We start from the raw sequence: 18,576 nt of genomic DNA on the forward strand, positions 1-18,576 counted from the left end.
CGCCCGCGCCGCCGCCCCCGCGCCCCCCCCCCCCCCGGCCGGGTTCATGCCCGCGCCCGCTCGGCACCCTCGGCGATGGCGGCGCGGAGCTTGCGGTCCAGCGCCTCTTGCCGGTGCTTCTGGTGCAGTTTCAAGCCGAACATGTCCTTGACGTAGAAGGTATCCACCACCTGTGCGCCATAGGTCGCGATCACGGCCGAGGCGATGTAGATGTTGTTGCCCGCCAGCGTCCGGGTCAGGTCGTAGAGCAGGCCCGGACGGTCGCGGGTGTCGACCTCGATGATGGTGTAGATGTCCGACCCTTCGTTGTCGAAGGTGATATGGGTCGGGAAGCGGAACTCGCGGTCGCGCTTCTTCAGCTTGTCGCGGTCCTTCAGCGCCTCGCGCGCGACGACCTCGCCCTTCAGGGTCTTGTCGATCATCTGCCGCAGGCGCGGCAGGCGGCTGACCTCGTAGGGGTGGCCCTCGATGTCCTGGACCCAGAAGACGGCCGTGGCATAGCCGTCCTTCGAGGTATAGGTCCGCGCATCCACGACATTCGCGCCGACCAGCGCCAGCGCCCCGGCCAGGCGGCTGAAGATGCCGGGATGGTCGGCCAGCGCGAAACAGGCCCGCGTCGCGTCGCGGTCGGGATCGGGGTGCAGGTCGATGCGGATCTCGTCGTCGGAAAGGCCCTGCAGAAGCTGGGCGAAGACGACGTGGGTGTCGGTCGAAAGCCCTTGCCAGTAGGGGGCGTAATGCCGTGTCGTCTCATGCTCCAGCTCGGCCTTGCTCCAGCCCGAAAGCCTTTCGCGCAGCGCGCGGGTGGCGTCGCCCATCCGGTTTTCCCGGTTCAGCGTCTCGAGGCCCCCCTCCAGCGCATCCGCCGTCTGCTGGTAAAGCTGGCGCAGCAGCATGGCCTTCCAGTTGTTCCAGGTCCCCGGCCCGACGCCGCGGATGTCGCAGACGGTCAGCACGGTAAGCAGGTCCAGCCGCTTTTTCGACTTCACCGCCTTGGCGAAGTCGCGCACTGTCCGGGGATCGCCGATGTCGCGCTTTTGCGCCGTGTCGGACATCAGCAGGTGATAGCGCACCAGCCATTCGACGGTCTCGCATTCCTCCGGCTCCAGCCCCAGCCGGGGACAGATCCGCCGCGCGATCTGCGCGCCGAGGATCGAATGGTCCTCGGGCCGGCCCTTGCCGATGTCGTGCAGGAGCAGCGCGACGTAAAGCACCCGCCGGTTGATCCCGCCCTTCAGCAGCGAGGAGGAGAGCGGCAGGTCCTCGATCAGCTCGCCCCGCTCGATCTGGGCCAGGCAGGAGATGGTCTGGATGATGTGCTCGTCCACCGTGTAATGGTGGTAGACGTTGAACTGCATCATCGCGACGATGGGCTCGAACTCGGGGATGAAGGCCGAAAGCACCCCCAGTTCGTTCATCCGCCGCAGGCTGCGCTCCGGGTTGCCGTGCTTCAGGAGCAGGTCCAGGAACAGCCGCCGCGCCTCGGGGGTCTCGCGCAGCTCGTCGTCGATCAGGTGCAGGTTGGCCGCCACCAGCCGCATCACGTTGGGATGCAGCAGGTAGCCGGTCCGCAACGCCTCTTCGAAGACGCGCAGGATGTTCAGCTTGTCGGCGAGGAAGGCCTGCGGATCGGCCACGTCGATCCGGCCCTGCACCAGCTTGTAGCCCCGGCGGACGCGCTTGGTCAGCTTGAAGATGCCGAAGATGCTGGCCTCGCGCTTGGCGTGGCGGGCTTCCAGCTCGGTCAGGAAGATCCGGGTCAGCTCGCCCACCCGGGTCGCGTGGCGGAAGTAGTCCTGCATGAAATGCTCGACCGCCCGCCTGCCGCCCGCATCGCGATAGAGCATCCGCGCCGCCACCTCGACCTGGAGGTCGAAGGTCAGCACATCGGCCGGCCGGCCGGTGATGTGGTGCAGATGGCAGCGCACGGCCCAGAGGAAATCCTCGGCCCTGGCAAAGCTGTCGAACTCCTCGCGCGACAGGAGGCCGGCCTCGACCAGCCCCTCGGCGGAAGGCACCCGGTGCAGGTATTTCCCGATCCAGTACAGCGTCTGCAGGTCGCGCAGCCCGCCCTTGCCTTCCTTGACGTTCGGTTCCAGCACATAACGCTGCCCGCCCTGGCGCCTGTGCCGCTCGCCCCGCTCGGCCAGCTTGGCCTCGATGAACTCGGGGCCCGAGTTGCGGAAGAGTTCGGACCAGAGCGCGCTGTCCATCGCCTCGGCCAGCGAGGCATCGCCGCAGATGAAGCGATGCTCCAGGAGCGCGGTGCGGATGGTGATGTCCTCGCGCGCGAGGCGGACGCAGTCCTTCACCGTGCGGCTGGCATGGCCGACCTTCAGCTTCAGGTCCCACAGCATGTAGAGCATGGTCTCGATCACGCTCTCGGCCCAGGGCGTGATCTTCCAGGGCGACAGGAACAGAAGGTCCACGTCGGATTGCGGCGCCATCTCGGCCCGGCCGTAGCCGCCGACGGCCAGGACGGCAAGGCGCTCGGCCTCGGTCGGATTGGCCAGCGGATGCAGGAGCCGGGCGGAGTCGAAGGCCACGCGGACCAGGACATCGGTCAGCGCCGCCTGGGCCGCGACCAGGCCGCGCGCGGCGCGCGGGGTCTGCAGGAAGCGCGCCTGAAGCGCCGCATTCGCCGCCGCCTTGGCCGCCTGCAGATGCCGCACCACCACCGCCCGCCCGGCCTTGCCATCCTCGGCCCCGGCCAGATCGAGACGCACGGCCTGCAGCAGCGCCCCGGCATCCGGCAGGGGATAGTCCGGCCCGGTCTCCTGTGCGAGAGGGGCCTCGGCGACGGCTGTCACGATGTCAGAACCCGGCCCCGGCAAAGCTGCGCGGCGCGCTGTCGATGACGACGACCTGGCCGCCGCGAATCGTGGCCACGGCCAGCCCCCGCTCGTTCGTGCCGTTCGGCAGCAGGCGGAAGATGCCCGAGACGCCCGCGAAACCGGCCGGTTGCGTCAGCGCGTTCCTGCTCAGCGGGGCGCCCTTCGAGGCCCGCGCCAGCGCGCCGATCGCGGCGATCCCGTCATAGGCAAGGCCGGCGATCGCGGCCGGCTGGCTGCCATAGGCCGCCTGGTAGCGCGACTGGAACTGCGCATGCAGGCCCGGATCCGGCATGGCGAACCAGCCGCCCTGGACCCCCGGCAGGGCCAGGGTCGCGGGTGGAATGTCCCAGCGCGTCAGGCCGATGAACTGCGTCGTCGCCCGGTCGATGCCGTTGTCGACCAGAAGCTGGCTGAGCAGGGGCAGCGCCCCGGCGGTGTCGGCGGTCAGGAACAGCGCCGTCGCGCCCGAGGATTTCGCGGTGTTCACGATGCCGCTGGCCGCCTGGACGATGCCGTTCTGCGAGAATTCATACGAGGTCACGCCCACGACCGAGCCGCCCGCCGCCTGCACCCCGCGCTCGATCGCGGCCTTGCCGATCTCGCCCGCGACATTGCGGTCATGCACGACCAGGATCTTCGACTTGCCGCTGCGCACCGCGTAATTCGCCAGCCGCCGGGCGGTGTTGTCGAAGGTCTGGCCCAGGACGAAGACATTGCCGCCCGCGATCGCGGCGTTGTTCGAGAAGGCCAGCACGTTCACGCCGGAATTGGCCACCGCGACGCCGGCCGCATTCGCCTCTTCCGAGTAGAACGGCCCCAGGATCACCTGCGCGCCCTCGTCCACCGCCTGCTTCGCCAATGCGCTGGCCTTGGCCGGGCTGCCGCCGGTCTTGTAGACGCGCAGGTCGATCTGCACGCCCGACAGGTCCGCCATCGCCAGCCGTGCCGCGTTTTCCAGATTGGAGCCGAAGATCTCGTCCTGCGACTGGCCCGAGCCCGACGGGATCAGGAGCGCGACCTGCACCGCCCCGCCGCTGCCCTGCGCCGGGCCGGTGGACGGCCCCCCGGCCGGGACGCAGGCCGAGACCACGGCGGCCGCGAGGACAAGGAAGATCTGGCCCAGCGACTTGCGGGCCCGGCGAATTGCGGACAACATCAGGGTTCCTCACTCTCGTGGCGCGATGATGGCCCGGGGAAGGTAAAGGGTTCGCAAAGGGAAGTAAACTTGTGAGGCAGACGCCAGAACCCGCCGATCCGGCCACCAGACCCGGCCTGCGCGCCATTCCGCCGGGTCTGCACCTGGTCTCGACGCCGATCGGCGCGGCGCGTGACATCACGCTCCGGGCGCTGGACGTGCTGGCCGGCGCGGATGTGCTGGTGGCCGAGGATACGCGCACCCTGCGCCACCTGATGGAGATCCACGGGATCGCCCTGAACGGCCGCCCGGTGATCGCCTACCACGACCATTCCGGCGCGGGGCAGCTGCAACGCCTGCTGGGGCTGGTGGCCGAGGGCAGGAGCCTCGCCTATGCCTCCGAGGCCGGGACGCCGCTGATCTCGGACCCCGGCTTCGAACTCGCCCGCGCCGTTGCCGCGGCGGGCCTGCCCCTGACCGCCGCCCCCGGCCCCTGCGCCGCGATCGCCGCGCTGACGCTCTCCGGCCTGCCCTCGGACCGATTCCTTTTCGCGGGATTCCTGCCCGCCGCCGCCTCGGCCCGCCGCGCGGCGCTGGAGGAGCTGGCCCCGGTCCAGGCGACGCTGATCCTCTATGAAAGCCCGAAGCGCCTGGCCGCGTTCCTGTCGGATGCGGCGCGGGTCCTGGGCGAGACCCGAGGCGCCGCGATCTGCCGCGAGCTGACCAAGCGGTTCGAGGAGGTCACGCGCGGGACGCTGGCCGAACTTGCGGCGCTGCTGGCCGGACGGGAGCTGAAGGGCGAGATCGTCGTCCTGATCGACCGCGCCCCGCCCGAGGCGGTGTCCGAGGAGAGGATCGCCGCCGCGCTGGATGCGGCGCTGGCCCGCATGTCCGTTAAGGATGCCGCAACTTTCGTGTCGCAAGATCTGAAGGTAGCGCGCAAGATCGCCTACAGGATCGCCCTCGCGCGCCAGCAGGAATAGGCCATGCCCTTCGATTTCGTCCCCGAACCTGTCCGCCGCCGCCGCTCTGCGCGCGGCCTTGCCAATTACCACGCGGGCCATGCCGCCGAAGCCGCCGTCGCCCGGCACTACGAAGGACTCGGCATCCCGATCTGCGCCCGCAACTGGCGCGGCAGCGGCGGCGAGGTCGACCTGATCGGCCGCAACGGCGACGAGGTGGTCTTTGTCGAGGTCAAGTACAGCCGCACCCATGACCTCGCCGCCTCGCATGTCACCCCGGCCCAGATCGCGCGGATCTTCACCACGGTGGACGAATTCCTTGGCGGCGAACCCAGGGGTCTGTTGACCGATGTGCGGATCGACCTGGCGCTGGTGGACGGCATGGGCCGGATCGAAGTGGTCGAAAACGCCTTCGCGGGTTGAATTGCATCTTCCCCGGGCTTGGGTCATCACTTCTGCAGGACCTGACCGGAGAATGTGATGCCCCTGAATGTCGCCCTGCAGATGGACCCGATCGGGTCGGTCAACATCAACGCCGATTCGACCTTCCGCATCGCGCTCGAGGCCCAGGCGCGCGGGCACCGGCTGTTCTACTACACGCCCGACCGGCTGACCTATGTCGAGGGCCGCGTCCTGGCCCGCGGCTGGTGGATCGAGGTCCGGCGCGAGCTGGGCAATCACGTGAGCTATGGCGAGGAGACCGAGGTCGACCTTGGCACGCTGGACGTGGTCTGGCTGCGGCAGGATCCGCCGTTCGACATGGGCTATATCACGACGACGCATCTGCTGGAGATGATCCATCCCCGGACCCTGGTGGTGAACGATCCGTTCTGGGTCAGGAACAGCCCCGAGAAGCTGCTGGTCCTGCGTTTCCCGACCCTGACCCCGCCCACCGCCATCGCGCGCGACCTGGCCACGATCCGCGACTTCAAGGCGCGGCATGGCGACATCATCCTGAAGCCGCTGTATGGCAACGGGGGGGCGGGGGTGTTCCGGCTGGATCCGAACGACCGCAACCTCTCCAGCCTGCATGAGCTGTTCATGGGCATCAACCGCGAGCCCTTGATCGTGCAGAAGTTCCTGCCGGCGGTCGCGAAGGGGGACAAGCGGGTGATCCTGGTCGACGGTGAGCCGGTGGGGGCGATCAACCGGGTGCCGCAGGCCGGGGAGACGCGGTCGAACATGCATGCGGGGGGGCGGCCGGAGAAGGTGGGGCTGACCGAGCGGGACCTGGAAATCTGCCGGACCATCGGGCCGGTCCTGCGGGAAAAGGGCCAGGTTTTCGTCGGGATCGACGTGATCGGGGACTGGCTGACCGAGATCAACGTGACCTCGCCCACCGGGATCCAGGAGATGGAGCGGTTCGACGGGACCAATGCGGCGGCGCGGATCTGGGAGGTGATCGAGGCGAAGCGGCGGGGATGAGCCTGTCCACGGTGGACAGAATCCAGTTCACCATTGATTTCAATGACATGACTTTGGGCGTTCACCGATTCTTAAGAATTCGTGCCGGCGCAGGCTTGGCGAGGTTGCTGCCCTTAAAGCCCGCCGGTGGCTGAGGAGAGGCGGAAGCTGATGGCCTCGGCGACATGGGGTTTGCGGACCGTGGGGCTGGCGTCGAGGTCGGCGATGGTGCGCGCGACCCTGAGCACGCGGTGGTAGCCCCGGGCCGAGAGGCCCATGCGTTCGGCCACACGGCCGACCAGTTCCTTGCCTTCGCTATCCGGGGTCGCGAAATCCTCGAGCGTGGCGCCTTCGAGATCGGCGTTGACGCGCAGGCCGGGGTGGCTGGCGAAGCGGGCGGACTGACGCGCGCGTGCCGCGCCGACCCGGGCGGCGATGCTGGCGGAGCTTTCGCCCGAGGCGGGCAGGTCGAGGTCGGCGAAGGCCACCGGAGGCACCTCGACCCTGAGGTCGAAACGGTCCATCAGCGGGCCGGAGATCCGGCCCAGGTAATCCTCGCCGCAGAGCGGCGCGCGGCCGCAGGCGCGGTTGGGGTCCGAGAGATAGCCGCATTTGCAGGGGTTCGCCGCCGCGATCAGCAGGAAGCGGCAGGGATAGCGGACATGGGCATTGGCCCGGGCGACCATGACGCTGCCGGTCTCGATCGGCTGGCGGAGCGTGTCGAGCACGGTGCGGGGAAATTCGGGAAACTCGTCCAGGAACAGGACCCCGTTATGCGCCAGGCTGATCTCGCCCGGTTTCGCGCCGCGCCCGCCGCCGACGATGGCGGCCATCGAGGCGGTATGGTGCGGCTCGCGGAAGGGGCGGTCGCGCGAGATGCCGCCTTCGGTCAGCAGGCCCGCAAGCGAGTGGATCATCGAGGTTTCCAGCGCCTCGGGGGCCGAGAGCGGCGGCAGGATGCCGGGAAGGCGCGCGGCCAGCATGGATTTGCCGCTGCCCGGCGTGCCGACCATGAACAGGTGGTGCCGCCCGGCGGCGGCGATTTCCAGCGCGCGCTTGGCGCGTTCCTGGCCCTTCACCTCGCGGAAGTCGCGGGGGGAGGCGGTGCCCGCGACCTCGCCCGCCTCGGCCGGGGAAAGCGGGGCGCGGCCGGTGTAATGGTGCAGGACCTCGTCCAGCGAGGCGGGGGCGAGGACCTGGGTCGCGCCGACCCAGGCGGCCTCGGCGCCGCAGGGTTTCGGACAGAGGAGCGCGCGATCCTCGACCGCGGCGGCCATGGCGGCGGGAAGCGCGCCCGCGACGGCGATCAGGCGGCCGTCGAGCGACAATTCGCCCAGGGAGACCACGCCCTCGACCAGGTCGCGGGGGATGATGTCGAGGGCGGCGAGCAGGGCGACGGCGATCGGCAGGTCGAAATGCGACCCCTCCTTCGGCAGGTCGGCGGGCGAGAGGTTGACGGTGATCCGCTTGCTGGGCAGCGCGATTGAGAGCGCCTGCAGCGCGGCGCGGACACGTTCGCGGGCCTCGGACACCGCCTTGTCGGGCAGGCCAACCAGGGTGAAGGCGGGGGAGCCGGCGGAGACGGCGCATTGCACCTCGACCAGGCGGGCCTCCACCCCTTCGAAGGCGACGGTATAGGTGCGGGCGGTCATGCCGGGAACCCCTGGGTCGCCCCCCACCCCCGGCCCCTCCCCCGGAGGGGAGGCGCCCCGTGCCCCGCGCTGGCGCGCGCGAAGGGGGTCGGCGCCCGTGCCGTGGCCTTGCGTCCGGTTCCTGTCTGCATCCGCCCCATCCGGTTCACCCTGGTTAACGGGTAGGGCGAAATGGTTTACGACTGGTAAAGGGCGATGAAAGCTGGCCAGGCCTCGGGGTCGGCGGCGGTCTTGTCGCGGCAGAAGGCGTTGCAGAAGCCGAAGCGGCGGCCGCCGAGTTCCAGAATATGGGTGACGGGCTTGCCGGAATAGGGACAGGCGGCGTTCTCGCTTGCGCTGCCGGACAGGGCGCGGGCGGGCAGGGGAACGGGGCCGGGCCAGTCGCGGCGGGGGTAGCTGCGGCGGTAGAAGTCCTGATCCGCGCCGTCGACCATGCCCATCGCGCGCCATCGGCGGAACGACGGATGGGCGAGATGGGCGTCGACGTAAAGCATGGCGTCGGCGCTGACCGGCAGGTTGTAGGTGGCGATCCGGCTGGCGACGGGGGCGAAGAAGGCGTCCGCCGCAGAATAGGCGCCGCAGAGCCAGGGGGTCGTGGATTGCGTCGTGTCGCGCGCCCAGGTCCAGAGGGTCTCCAGCCGGCGGAGGTCGGCCAGGACCTCGGCGGACGGCTGGCAGTCGGTATAGCTGACGCGCAGGTTCATCGGACAATGGCTGCGCAGCGCGGTGAAGCCGGCGTGCATCTCGGCCGCCAGCACCCGGGCGGCGGCGCGGGCCTGCGGGGCGGCGGGCCAGATCCCGGCCTCGGGGTGGCGGGTGGCCAGTTCCTCGGCGATGGCGATGGTCTCGGGGACGATGGAACCTTCGGGCGTGCGCATCGTGGGGGCGGTGCGGGCGGGAAAGAAGTCCTTGAGGAGAATGGCCAACTCGTCGGTATAGAGCCGGGCCGAGAGGGTGCGGACGGGGATGCCGAAAGCGTCGAAGAGGAGCCAGCCGCGCAAGCTCCAGCTGGAATAGGCGCGGTCGCCGATCACGAGGTCATAGGTCATGGGGTCTCCTTTCGCGGCAGTGAAGCGCGGGGCGGCGGGAAAGGGAAATGCCGATTTGTGCGGGCGGGGATCACGGGCAATGATTGATCGCCTGCACGCCGGGCGGGGAGAGCGTCAGGCAGGTCACGGAGAGATTGTCGATCTTCTGGGCGAAGACCTCGGTCGCGGTCACGCCGCGCGCGCGTTGCAGGGCGGCGAGGATCGGGCCGAAATGGGCGACGACGATCAGGTCGGGGGCCCGGCCCTGCAGCCGGTCGAGCGCGGCCCAGCTGCGGGCGGTCAGGTCGTTCCAGCTTTCGCCGCCGGGGGGGCGGATGTCGCCGGGCTGGTCCCAGAAGGCGCGGATCAGGGCGGGGTCCCGGGCCTCGACCTCGGCGAAGCTGCGTTCCTCCCAATGGCCGAAGTGGATCTCGCGGAAGGCGGGGTCGTGCGGCAGGCGCGGCCGCCGGGGGCCGAGCGCGTCGGCGGTGGCCACGGCGCGGGCGAGGTCGGAGGAGATCACGGGCGCGCGCGCGGGGAGATGGGCGGAGAGGCGGTCGAGGGCGGCACAGTCGGAGAGATCGGCGGGCAGGTCGGTCCAGCCGATCATGGTCCTGGCATGGGTGGGGCCGTGGCGGACGAGCCAGAAGCGGGTCATTTGCGTCTCGTGTGGAGGGGGGTGGCACTTGGCGGGGTCAGGGAAGGGCGCCCTTCAGCGCCAGCGGCAGGCCGGCGATCACGGTGACGACCAGGGCGGCCTCGGCGGCGAGACGCTGGTTGAGGCGGCCCTGTTCGTCGCGGAACCGCCGGGCGAGCGCGTTCTCGGGAACTATTCCCCAGCCGGTTTCGTTTGAAACCACGACCACGGGGGCGGGGCAGGCGGCGAGGGCGGCGATGAGGCAAAGGGTTTCGGCGGCGAGGTCATGCCCGGCCAGGAGATGGTTCGTGAGCCAGAGGGTCGCGCAGTCCACCAGGACGGCCTCGTCCGGGCGGGCGGAGTGCAGCGCGGCGCAAAGGTCGAGCGGGGCCTCGACCGTGGTCCAGCCGCCGGCGCGGTCCGCGCGGTGTTGGGCGATGCGGGCGCGCATCTCGTCGTCCCAGGCCTCGGCGGTGGCGATGTAGCGGCGGGGGCGGGCGGTGGCGGCGATCAGCCGCTCGGCGAAGGCGGATTTGCCGGACCGCGCGCCGCCGACGACGAGGGTGAGGGGCGGAAGGGATCCGGTCACGGGCGGGCCTCGCAGAAGGAACAGGGACGGCAGGAGGTGGTCATGGCGCTTGACGGATATACCGACCTGAACGTGTCACGCCAAGCGATGCGCGCCGAACTTCTGGATGCCGAGACGGAGGTGCGTCTCGCCCGGGCCTGGCGCGACCGGCGGGACGAGCGCGCGCTGCACCGGCTGATCACCGCCTACATGCGGCTGGCGATCAGCATGGCCGCGCGCTTTCGCCGCTATGGCGCGCCGATGAACGATCTGATCCAGGAGGCGAGCCTTGGCCTGATGAAGGCGGCCGACAAGTTCGATCCCGAACGCGGGGTGCGCTTTTCCACCTATGCGGTCTGGTGGATCAAGGCCTCGATCCAGGACTACGTGATGCGCAACTGGTCGATGGTGCGCACCGGCTCCACCTCGAGCCAGAAGACGCTGTTCTTCAACCTGCGCCGGGTGCAGGCCAAGCTGGAGCGCGAGGCGAGCCAGCGCGGCGAGGTGCTGGACCAGCGCCAGCTGCGGCAGATGGTGGCGGCCGAGGTCGGCGTCCCGGTCGCAGATGTCGAGATGATGGAGGGGCGGCTTTCCGGCAGCGACTATTCGCTGAACGCCACCCAGTCCTGGGACGAGGACGGGCGCGAATGGATCGACGTGCTGGAGGACGAGGCCCCGCAGGCCGCCGAGGCGGTCGAGGGCGCGCATGACGGCGAGCGGCTGCGCGGCTGGCTGGTCGCGGCGATGCAGGCGCTGAACCCGCGCGAACGCTATATCGTGGCCGAGCGCAAGCTGAAGGGCGAGGGCCGGACGCTGGAGAGCCTGGGCGACGAGCTGGGCCTGTCGAAAGAGCGCGTGCGCCAGCTGGAAGCGGCGGCCTTCGCCAAGATGCGCCGCAGTCTGGAAACCCAGTCGGGTGAGGTGCGGCAGTTCCTGGGCTGACCCTTGACGCGGCGCTGTCCCGCGTGGACCATCCGGCAGGAAAGGGGGGAGATCATGCCCCGTGTCCCGGACCCGCCAAGCCTGACGCCGGACCACATCGCCCGGGTGCATCGCGAGATCGCGGATGCCGGGCCCGCGCCGGGGGTCGAGCAGCAGACCGATGCCGATTACGCGCATTGGGTGTCACATATCCTGAAGGGCCATGCGCCGGGCGCCCCGATCCAGCTTTTCGCCTCGGGCTCGCTGATCTGGAAGCCCGAGATCGACCACCGGGCCGAGCGTCCTGCCGTGGCGCGGGGCTGGCATCGCGCCTTCTGCCTGCGGATGCACCGCTTTCGCGGCACGCCCGACCAGCCCGGCCTGATGATGGCGCTGGACCGGGGTGGCCAGTGCCGGGGCGTGGTGCTGGAACTGCCGTCCGAGGACCCGGCCGTGCAGCTGGACCGGCTGTTCCGGCGCGAGTTCACGGTGAAGCCGATCAACAACATCCCGCGCTGGCTGATGGTGCAGACGCCGGACGGGCCGGTGAAGGCGCTGGGCTTCGTGATGAATCGCGCCTCGCCCTATTACGCGGGCCGCCTGCCGCCCGAGGAGGCGGCCCGCACGCTCTCGCGCGCTTGCGGCCATTGGGGCACGGGGGCGGAGTATCTGCTGAACACCGTCACCCAGCTGGAGGCGCGCGGCATTCGCGATGCGGGCCTCTGGCGGTTGCAGGCGCTGGTGGCCGAGGAGATCGACCGGATGCCGCCGGGGAGTTGAGTTTGCCGCCGCCCGCCCCTACACCTTGGGGCAGGCGATGGGGGGCCTGCCGATGCTGGCGGACAAGCGCATACTTCTGATCATCGGCGGCGGGATCGCGGCCTACAAGGCGCTGGATCTGATCCGGCGCCTGCGCGAGCGCGGGGCCGTGGTGCGGGCGGTGATGACGGCGGCGGCGCAGCAGTTCGTCACGCCGCTGTCGGTGGGCGCGCTGACGGCGGATCATGTCTTTACCGATCTTTTCGACCGGCAGGACGAGCAGGACGTGGGCCATATCCGGCTGTCGCGCGAGGCCGACCTGATCGTGGTGGCCCCGGCGACGGCGGACCTGATGGCCAAGCTGGCGCAGGGGCTGGCGGGCGATCTGGCCAGCGCGGTCCTGCTGGCGACCGACAAGCCGGTGCTGATGGCCCCGGCGATGAATCCCCGGATGTGGGCGCATCCCGCGACCCGGCGCAACCATGCGCAGCTTCTGTCGGACGGGGTGCGCTTCGTCGGCCCGGCTCGCGGCGAGATGGCCGAAAGTGGCGAGGCGGGCGAGGGGCGGATGGCCGAGCCGCTGGAGATCGTGGCGGCGATCGAGGCGGCGCTGGCGGGCGGGCCTCTGGCGGGGCGGCATGTGCTGGTGACCTCTGGCCCGACGCATGAGCCGATTGACCCGGTGCGCTATATCGCCAATCGGTCGTCGGGGGCGCAGGGGACGGCGCTGGCGGCGGCGCTGCGCGATCTGGGCGCGCGGGTGACATTCGTTACCGGCCCTGCGACGGTTCCGCCACCCGCCGGGGTGACGGTGGTGGCGGTGGAAACCGCGCGCGAGATGGCGGCGGCGGTGGCGGCGGCGCTGCCTGCCGATGCGGCGGTGATGGCGGCGGCGGTCGCGGACTGGCGGGTGGCCAATGCGGCCGGGCAGAAGCTGAAGAAGGATGGCTCGGGCAAGGCCCCGGCGCTGGAATTCGCCGAGAACCCGGACATTCTGGCGACGGTGTCGAAGGGGGTGCAGCGGCCCCGTCTGGTGGTGGGCTTTGCGGCCGAGACCACGGATGTGGTGGCCCATGCCACGGCCAAGCGGGCGCGCAAGGGCTGCGACTGGATCGTGGCGAACGATGTCTCGCCGGGCACCGGGATCATGGGCGGGGCGGAGAATGCGGTGACGCTGATCTCGAACGCGGGGGCCGAGGCCTGGCCGCGGATGGGCAAGGACGAGGTCGCGCGGAAGCTGGCGGCGCGGATTGCCGAGGCGTTGCGCTGAGGGCCGGGGTCGGAGCCTCCGGCGGGGATATTTGGACCAGTATGAAAGGGCGGGCGATGGGGCCGGTGGTGCAGGTGCTTTGGGAGGATTGGGCGGATCGGACCCTGCCCTTGCCTGCCTATCAGACGGCGGGCGCGGCGGGGGCGGACCTTTGCGCGAATTTCCCGCCGGAGGCGCGGGAGGAAGGGCTGCTGCTGCCGCCGATGGGGCGGGCGATCTGTCCGACCGGGATAAGGGTGGCGCTGCCCGAGGGCTATGAGATGCAGGTGCGGCCGCGCTCGGGGCTGGCGTCGAAACATGGGATCACCCTGCCGAACACGCCGGGGACCATCGACAGCGACTATCGGGGGCCGCTGGGGGTGTCGCTGATCAACCTGGGGTGCGAGCCCTACAGGATCCGCCATGGCGACCGGGTGGCGCAGGTGGTGGTGGCCCCGGTGGTGCAGGCGGGATTCGCGGTGGTGGACGGGCTGGACGAGACGGCGCGGGGGACGGGCGGGTTCGGGTCGACGGGTTTCGGGTCGTGATCGGGCTTCTGGGCTTTGTCGGCCTCTGGGCCCTGGGCCGCTGGCGCGGCTGGGGCGATGGCTGGCTCTTGGCGGCGGCGGGGTGGTGGCTGGTCCTGATGCTGGCCGGCCTGCCCATCCTTGCGGGCACTTTGCCGGCGCGGCTTCTGGGCGGGCGGGTCGAGGCGTGGCTGGTCTTCGGGCTGCTCGCGCTGGTCGCGCTGGGGTATCGGGAGGTCTTGCGGGCGGTGCGGCGGCGGAAGGTCGCCGAGCCTGTGCCGGCCGCGCCCGGCGCTTTCCGCGAGGCGGAGCTGGACCGCTATGCCCGCCACATCATCCTGCGCGAGATCGGCGGGCCGGGGCAGAAGCGGCTGATGGCGGCGAAGGTGCTGGTCGTGGGCGCGGGGGGGCTGGGATCCCCCGTCCTGCTGTATCTGGCCGCCGCGGGGGTGGGGGTGATCGGGGTGATCGACGACGACGTGGTGGAGGGGTCGAACCTGCAGCGGCAGGTGATCCACAGCGACGGGCGGATCGGGATGCCCAAGGTCTTTTCGGCCGAGGCGGCGATGCGGGCGCTGAACCCGTTCATCGAGGTCCGGCCCTATCACCGCCGCCTGACCGGGGAGATCGCGGTCGATCTGGTCCGGGACTATGATCTGGTGCTGGACGGCACCGACGACATCGACACCCGCTATTTGGTGAACCGGGCCTGCGTGGCGGCCGGGGTGCCGCTGCTCAGTGGCGCGATCACGCAATGGGAGGGGCAGCTGAGCCTGTTCCATCCCGCGACGGGGGCGCCCTGCTATGCCTGCGTCTTTCCGGTGAAGCCGGCGCCCGGCCTGGTGCCGACCTGCGCCGAGGCGGGGGTGGCCGCGCCGCTGCCGGGGGTGATCGGGGCGATGATGGCGATGGAGGCGGTGAAATGGGTCACCGGGGCGGGGGAGGGGCTGGCGGGGCGGCTGATGATCCACGATGCCCTCTTTGCCGAGACAAGGGTGATCGCGGTGAGGCGGCGGGCGGATTGCGCGGTCTGCGGCGGGCGGCACTGAGGGGCGCCCGCGTGGCGCCGACCTGCGGGTTCGGTGCGCTGTAGCGCAGCCTACGGGTCGAGGGCCCTGGCGGCGGGCGGGGAGGATTCGGGCCGAGGCCCGACCTCGGTCGCGGGGATTTCCGGGGCGAGGAGGTCGGCGAGGTCGAGGAGGATGTGCTCGCATCCCCGGTCGGCGAGGGCCTGGATGCCCAGGGGATGCGTGGCGGTGCGGCCGGTGGTGACGGTCAGGCCCGGCAGGCCCATGAAGGGCGGCGCGATCTGGGGCATCTGGGCCTCGATCACCTCGGCGAAGGCCCGGGGCGAGGAAGTGTCGTAGTGGTCGGGGAAGGGAAGCCGGCCGGAAACCGGGGTCAGCAGGACCGGCCAGTCGGTGAAGAAGCCGCGCCAGAGCCGGGCGAGGCGGGCGCGGGATTGCAGGGCGCGCATGAAGCCCTCGAGCGTCGGGGGCGGGGCGAGCTTCAGGAGTTCGGCGTGGACGAAGCTGGCGTCGGGGTCGGCCTCGCGGGCGACGGCCCCGGCCCCGCTGAGGGCGAATTCGGAGAGCCAGAGGCTGAGCTGCAGTTCCATCGCCTCGCGGAAGGGGGGGAGGGTCGGTTCGCCGATCTCCCAGCCGTTCGCTTCGAGGGTCCGGGCGGCGGCGATGATCGCGTCGCGGAGCATGGGGTCGGTGGCGAGGCCGTCGGGGGCAAGGGCCAGGGCGGCGCGCCTGGCGTAGGGGGCGGCGGTGGCCGGGGTCCACCAGGGATCGCGCGGGTCGGGCTGCGACAGGGCGGCGAGGCCGAGGCGCAGATCGGCGGCGGAGCGGGCGAGGGGGCCGGAGGTGGCCATGAGCTGCCCGCCGATCAGCCGGTCGCCGCCGGTGGCGTTGAAGGCGGCGACGCGGCCGAGGCCGGGACGGAGGCCATGGATGCCGCAGGCATGGGCCGGGTAGCGGATCGAGCCCGCGATGTCGGTGCCATGCGCGATCGGGCCGAGCCCGGCGGCGACGGCCGCGGCGGCGCCGCCGGAGGAGCCGCCGGGGGTCAGGCCGGGGAAGGCGGGGTTCCGCGTCGCGCCATGCAGGCTGTTGCGGGTGAACCAGCGCAGGCTGAAGGCCGGCGTGTTGGTGCGGCCGATGATGATCGCGCCAGCGCGGCGGAGGTTGGCGACGGGCGGGCTGTCTTCGCTGGCGATCAGGTCCTTCTGGATGCGGAGGCCGTTGGTGGTGGCCTGGCCCTGCTGGTCGATGTTGACCTTGACGGTGACGGGCACGCCGGCGAGGGGGCCGGGGTCCTCGCCCCTTGCGAGCCGCTGGTCGATGGCGCGGGCCTGGGCCAGGGCCGCGTCATCCATGCGCTGGACGATGGCGTTGAGGCCGGGGTTCAGCCGGTCGATGCGGGCGAGGCTGGCCTGCACCGCCTCGAGAGCCGGGAGCCGGCGGCTGCGGATCAGGGCGGCAAGCGCGCTGGCGGTGAGCGTGGCGGGATCCATCGGCATCTTGTGGACCGGATCCGTCCGGCTGGGAAGGGGGCAGGGTGGGGGAACACCGGCCGATGTCACGCGGGCCGGAAGGGTGGCTGCCTCCGGCGGGAGTATTTCGGAAAAGAGCAAGCCGTGGTGGCCTGGGGAGGCGCGGTGCGGGGGAACTGGGGCGAGCGGGGGACGTTGTCCCGGGGCAGCAGCAATCGGAGGAACCCGATGGTCATGTCACCGATGTTCCAGAGCCTTGCCCCGCTCATGGGCGGACCGGCCTTTACCTGGGCGGGGTGGGGCTGAGCGTTACCGTGGCGCTTGCGGCCGCGCCCGATCCGCGGGCCGAGGAGTCGCTGTCGCTGACCGAGAATTATTGCGACGCGCGCAACGTGGTGGCCGTCACCCTGCGGCATGATTTCGACGAGACCCCGCGCCGGATGCAGGTCACCGCGGAAGGGATGACGATGGAGCTTTGGGCCTCGGAGCTGATGGGGACCTGGACGGTCGTGCATCACGGCGGCGACGGGATCAGCTGCATCGTGACCTCGGGCCAGGGCTGGACCGGCGCGACGGATGCGGCGGTGATGCTGGACGCGGCGCTGGGCGAGGCGGTCTGGGGGGCGTGAGCCGCGGCCTTGCATCGGCGGGCGCAGGTGGCATAGTCGGCGGCGACACACCAGCCGGGAGCTGACCGATGAAACTGACCGCCGCCCTGATGGGGCTTTCCCTGTCCACCCTGCCAGCCATGGCGCAGGACCTGCCGGATCTGGCGGGCCGCGAGGTCGTGGTGGTGACCGAGAATGCCTATCCGCCGCTGCAGTTCATCGACAAGGATGGCCAGGCGGTCGGCTGGGAATACGACGCGATGGCCGAGATCGCCAAGCGGCTGAACCTGGCGGTGAAATACGAGAACACCAGCTGGGATGCGATGATCCCGGCGGTGGCCGAGGGCCAGTATGACATCGGCATGACCGGGATCACCATCAAGGACGAGCGCAAGGAGCAGGTCGACTTCTCGGAGCCCTACATGCGGTCGGAGATGCTGATGATCGTGCGCGGCGACGAAAGCCGGTTCACCGACGCGGCCAGCTTTGCGGCGATCCCGGAGCTGCTGGTTTCGGCCCAGCCTGGGACGTCGCCCTTCTACGCGGCGGTCTACGAGATCCTGGACGGGAACGAGGAGAACCCCCGCGTGATCAAGTTCGAGACCTTCGGCGCGGGGCTGGAGGCGCTGAAGGCGGGGGACGTGGACCTGACGCTGTCGGATTCGACCGCCGCCAACGGCTATGTCGCGGCCTCGGAAGGGGGGCTGAAGATCATCGGCGCCCCGCTGGCGAGCGAGGATTTCGGCTTCATCTTCCCCAAGGGCTCGGACCTGGTGGCGCCGGTCAATGCGGCGATCGCGGCGATGAAGGCGGATGGCACGCTGGACGGTCTGAACCAGAAGTGGTTCGTCGACTACAAGATGGGCGAGTGAAGGGCCGCCCCCGGCCGGGCCCGGGGGCATCCGCATGACGCCGAACGCCGAACCTGAGAACGACTTTCCCTGGTGGCTGGTGATCCTTGCGGTCACCGGCCTCTGGCTTTTGTACGAGATGCTGTCGGACGAGGTCTATGCCGGGGCGCTGCGCATCCTGACCAAGGGGCTGGGGGTGACGCTGGCGGTGGCGGTGGTGGCCTATCTCGGGGCCTGCGTCATCGGACTGGGGCTGGCGGTGATGGGGTTGTCGAAGCATCTCGTCCTGCGGCAGGCGGCGCGGCTTTATATCGAGGTGATGCGGGGCGTGCCGATCATCGTGCTGCTGCTCTACGTCGCCTTCGTGCTGGTGCCGGGGCTGGTCTCGGGCGCGAACCTTCTGGCGGGGGAGGATGTGCTGCGCACGCGGGACGTGCCGCTTCTCTACCGCGCGGTGCTGGCCTTGATGCTGGCCTATTCCGCCTTCCTGGCCGAGATCTTCCGCGCCGGTCTGCAGGCGGTGGACAAGGGCCAGGTCGAGGCCGCGATGGCGCTGGGGCTGAACGGGTGGCAAAGGTTCCGGCTAGTTCGATTTCCACAAGCGTTCCGGCTGATCCTGCCGCCGCTTGGCAATGATTTCGTTGCAATGGTGAAAGACTCAAGCCTGGTCGCGGTGCTGGGAATCTCTGACGTGGCGCAGCTGGCGAAGGTCACGGCGGCGGGGAACTTCCGCTATTTCGAGACCTATAACGTCGCGGCCTTCCTTTATCTGGTGATGACCATCGGGCTGTCGCTGCTCTTGCGCCGGTTCGAGGCGCGGATGCGGTCGCGCGGGCGGGACGGGTCATAGGCGGAGCGGCATGCGCCGCGAGCCTTTTGTCTCGTCGTCGGGCTTCGCCTCCTCCTCGGCCGTCGGGGGCGCTTCGCCCCCCGAACCCCCC

General features: G+C 70.4%; 18 protein-coding genes. 11 read left to right on the forward strand and 7 right to left on the reverse strand.

The window, feature by feature from the left end; all coding sequences use genetic code 11:
* Positions 1-44: 44 nt before the first annotated feature.
* Entirely contained in the window at positions 45-2,810 is a 2,766-nt protein-coding gene (locus tag ACE3UA_RS15970) for a [protein-PII] uridylyltransferase (protein WP_374646877.1), read from the reverse strand.
* Positions 2,811-2,814: 4 nt separating this feature from the next.
* A complete protein-coding gene (locus tag ACE3UA_RS15975) occupies positions 2,815-3,990 on the reverse strand; it encodes a penicillin-binding protein activator (protein ID WP_374646879.1) in 1,176 nt (391 codons plus the stop codon).
* Positions 3,991-4,061: 71 nt separating this feature from the next.
* On the opposite strand from ACE3UA_RS15975, the gene rsmI reads away from it, so the two are divergent.
* From rsmI to gshB, 3 genes are read left to right on the forward strand one after another with little or no spacing between them, the layout of a single operon-like run.
* Positions 4,062-4,952, forward strand: a complete 891-nt coding sequence (gene rsmI, locus ACE3UA_RS15980; RefSeq protein ID WP_374646881.1) for a 16S rRNA (cytidine(1402)-2'-O)-methyltransferase — start codon at positions 4,062-4,064, stop codon at positions 4,950-4,952.
* A gap of 3 nt (positions 4,953-4,955) precedes the next feature.
* On the forward strand, positions 4,956-5,354 hold the full coding sequence (locus tag ACE3UA_RS15985; RefSeq protein WP_374646883.1) for a YraN family protein: 399 nt from the start codon (positions 4,956-4,958) through the stop codon (positions 5,352-5,354).
* A 57-nt stretch (positions 5,355-5,411) separates the two neighbouring features.
* A complete protein-coding gene (gene gshB, locus ACE3UA_RS15990) occupies positions 5,412-6,356 on the forward strand; it encodes a glutathione synthase (protein ID WP_374646885.1) in 945 nt (314 codons plus the stop codon).
* Positions 6,357-6,469: 113 nt separating this feature from the next.
* Here the strand turns inward: gshB and ACE3UA_RS15995 are convergent, their stop codons facing one another.
* From ACE3UA_RS15995 to cobU, 4 genes are all read right to left on the reverse strand, one after another.
* The gene (locus tag ACE3UA_RS15995) at positions 6,470-7,987 is read right to left on the reverse strand and encodes a YifB family Mg chelatase-like AAA ATPase (protein ID WP_374646887.1); all 1,518 of its coding nucleotides are present in this window, start codon (positions 7,985-7,987) and stop codon (positions 6,470-6,472) included.
* Between the two features lie 176 nt (positions 7,988-8,163).
* Positions 8,164-9,036, reverse strand: a complete 873-nt coding sequence (locus ACE3UA_RS16000) for a glutathione S-transferase (protein ID WP_374646889.1) — start codon at positions 9,034-9,036, stop codon at positions 8,164-8,166.
* A gap of 70 nt (positions 9,037-9,106) precedes the next feature.
* Entirely contained in the window at positions 9,107-9,673 is a 567-nt protein-coding gene (locus ACE3UA_RS16005) for a histidine phosphatase family protein (RefSeq protein ID WP_374646891.1), read from the reverse strand.
* Positions 9,674-9,710: 37 nt separating this feature from the next.
* Positions 9,711-10,241 carry a bifunctional adenosylcobinamide kinase/adenosylcobinamide-phosphate guanylyltransferase gene (gene cobU / locus ACE3UA_RS16010; RefSeq protein ID WP_374646893.1) on the reverse strand — a complete coding sequence of 177 codons (531 nt, stop codon included), beginning with the start codon at positions 10,239-10,241 and terminating at the stop codon, positions 9,711-9,713.
* A gap of 42 nt (positions 10,242-10,283) precedes the next feature.
* Here cobU and ACE3UA_RS16015 point away from each other — a divergent pair, with 42 nt between their 5' ends.
* The 5 genes from ACE3UA_RS16015 to ACE3UA_RS16035 are packed head-to-tail and all read left to right on the forward strand — an operon-like array spanning position 10,284 to position 14,725.
* Positions 10,284-11,162, forward strand: a complete 879-nt coding sequence (locus ACE3UA_RS16015) for an RNA polymerase factor sigma-32 (protein ID WP_374646895.1) — start codon at positions 10,284-10,286, stop codon at positions 11,160-11,162.
* Between the two features lie 54 nt (positions 11,163-11,216).
* Positions 11,217-11,921 (forward strand): gamma-glutamylcyclotransferase, encoded by a 705-nt coding sequence (locus ACE3UA_RS16020; protein ID WP_374646897.1) that lies wholly within the window; start codon positions 11,217-11,219, stop codon positions 11,919-11,921.
* 52 nt (positions 11,922-11,973) lie between these two features.
* Complete coding sequence (gene coaBC, locus ACE3UA_RS16025; RefSeq protein WP_374646945.1) at positions 11,974-13,170, forward strand: bifunctional phosphopantothenoylcysteine decarboxylase/phosphopantothenate--cysteine ligase CoaBC; 1,197 nt, start codon at positions 11,974-11,976, stop codon at positions 13,168-13,170.
* A 56-nt stretch (positions 13,171-13,226) separates the two neighbouring features.
* The gene (dut, locus tag ACE3UA_RS16030) at positions 13,227-13,697 is read left to right on the forward strand and encodes a dUTP diphosphatase (RefSeq protein ID WP_374646899.1); all 471 of its coding nucleotides are present in this window, start codon (positions 13,227-13,229) and stop codon (positions 13,695-13,697) included.
* Positions 13,694-14,725: a ThiF family adenylyltransferase gene (locus ACE3UA_RS16035; RefSeq protein WP_374646901.1), complete on the forward strand. Its 1,032-nt coding sequence runs from the start codon at positions 13,694-13,696 to the stop codon at positions 14,723-14,725. Before dut ends, ACE3UA_RS16035 begins: the two co-directional genes overlap by 4 nt.
* Before the next feature lie 50 nt (positions 14,726-14,775).
* On the opposite strand, the gene ACE3UA_RS16040 is transcribed toward ACE3UA_RS16035, so the two are convergent.
* Positions 14,776-16,203, reverse strand: a complete 1,428-nt coding sequence (locus ACE3UA_RS16040) for an amidase (protein WP_374646903.1) — start codon at positions 16,201-16,203, stop codon at positions 14,776-14,778.
* Between the two features lie 287 nt (positions 16,204-16,490).
* Here ACE3UA_RS16040 and ACE3UA_RS16045 point away from each other — a divergent pair, with 287 nt between their 5' ends.
* The 3 genes from ACE3UA_RS16045 (at position 16,491) to ACE3UA_RS16055 (ending at position 18,485) form a co-directional block, all read left to right on the forward strand.
* Positions 16,491-16,805, forward strand: a complete 315-nt coding sequence (locus ACE3UA_RS16045) for a hypothetical protein (RefSeq protein ID WP_374646905.1) — start codon at positions 16,491-16,493, stop codon at positions 16,803-16,805.
* A gap of 68 nt (positions 16,806-16,873) precedes the next feature.
* Positions 16,874-17,656, forward strand: a complete 783-nt coding sequence (locus ACE3UA_RS16050; RefSeq protein ID WP_374646907.1) for a transporter substrate-binding domain-containing protein — start codon at positions 16,874-16,876, stop codon at positions 17,654-17,656.
* 34 nt (positions 17,657-17,690) lie between these two features.
* Entirely contained in the window at positions 17,691-18,485 is a 795-nt protein-coding gene (locus ACE3UA_RS16055) for an amino acid ABC transporter permease (protein WP_374646909.1), read from the forward strand.
* Positions 18,486-18,576 lie beyond the last annotated feature (91 nt).

Source organism: Tabrizicola sp., assembly GCF_041919135.1.
Classification (GTDB): Bacteria; Pseudomonadota; Alphaproteobacteria; order Rhodobacterales; family Rhodobacteraceae; genus Tabrizicola.

Bases quoted from the DNA above. Each gene is read 5' to 3' on its own strand.
- ACE3UA_RS16015 (WP_374646895.1), top strand. From the start codon at position 10,284: ATGGCGCTTGACGGATATACCGACCTGAACGTGTCACGCCAAGCGATG.
- ACE3UA_RS15995 (WP_374646887.1), bottom strand. From the start codon at position 7,987: ATGACCGCCCGCACCTATACCGTCGCCTTCGAAGGGGTGGAGGCCCGC.
- ACE3UA_RS16050 (WP_374646907.1), top strand. From the start codon at position 16,874: ATGAAACTGACCGCCGCCCTGATGGGGCTTTCCCTGTCCACCCTGCCA.
- ACE3UA_RS16020 (WP_374646897.1), top strand. From the start codon at position 11,217: ATGCCCCGTGTCCCGGACCCGCCAAGCCTGACGCCGGACCACATCGCC.
- dut (WP_374646899.1), top strand. From the start codon at position 13,227: ATGGGGCCGGTGGTGCAGGTGCTTTGGGAGGATTGGGCGGATCGGACC.
- gshB (WP_374646885.1), top strand. From the start codon at position 5,412: ATGCCCCTGAATGTCGCCCTGCAGATGGACCCGATCGGGTCGGTCAAC.
- ACE3UA_RS16040 (WP_374646903.1), bottom strand. From the start codon at position 16,203: ATGCCGATGGATCCCGCCACGCTCACCGCCAGCGCGCTTGCCGCCCTG.
- ACE3UA_RS16000 (WP_374646889.1), bottom strand. From the start codon at position 9,036: ATGACCTATGACCTCGTGATCGGCGACCGCGCCTATTCCAGCTGGAGC.
- coaBC (WP_374646945.1), top strand. From the start codon at position 11,974: ATGCTGGCGGACAAGCGCATACTTCTGATCATCGGCGGCGGGATCGCG.
- ACE3UA_RS16005 (WP_374646891.1), bottom strand. From the start codon at position 9,673: ATGACCCGCTTCTGGCTCGTCCGCCACGGCCCCACCCATGCCAGGACC.
- ACE3UA_RS16055 (WP_374646909.1), top strand. From the start codon at position 17,691: ATGACGCCGAACGCCGAACCTGAGAACGACTTTCCCTGGTGGCTGGTG.
- ACE3UA_RS15975 (WP_374646879.1), bottom strand. From the start codon at position 3,990: ATGTTGTCCGCAATTCGCCGGGCCCGCAAGTCGCTGGGCCAGATCTTC.
- ACE3UA_RS15985 (WP_374646883.1), top strand. From the start codon at position 4,956: ATGCCCTTCGATTTCGTCCCCGAACCTGTCCGCCGCCGCCGCTCTGCG.